The organism is Mesorhizobium sp. WSM4822, assembly GCF_055811155.1.
The window spans coordinates 1-347 of record NZ_JBVVQM010000091.1 but is presented as its reverse complement, the minus strand read 5'-3'; the positions used below and the strand labels follow the sequence as shown (position 1 = coordinate 347).

Sequence of the window (347 nt, the reverse complement as noted above, 5' to 3'; positions counted from 1 at the left end):
CGAATTTTGCTGAATTTCGTCGATAGGGCGGGAGCAGCTTGCCAGGGAAGAGCGAAGAGATGGCTCGACAAAATTGAAGGACGGGGGATCACAGATTTGTTGCGAATGAATACGTTGCCCGCTGGCGGCCCTGCGTCTGCGGCTAGAGCCTCCGTGCGGTTTGAAGATGCGGCGAGGGTTTACATGATTTGCTGGCGGGTCCGACAATGGGCGCTGCAGATGTGCATACGGTTGGCGAGCTACGTCCTGTTCGTGATGGCATTCTTCGTCAGCGCTATGACTGCGAACGGACAGGAGACCAGCCTTGTCGGCATTTACCAGGGTTCGGAGCTAACCGCGGCCGCCAA

General features: G+C 57.3%; 1 pseudogene. It reads left to right on the top strand.

Features of this window, described 5'->3' with window-relative positions:
- Nucleotides 1–105 precede the first annotated feature (105 nt).
- A pseudogene (locus AC0L3E_RS34665) lies at nt 106–347 on the top strand (hypothetical protein); the annotation flags it as partial.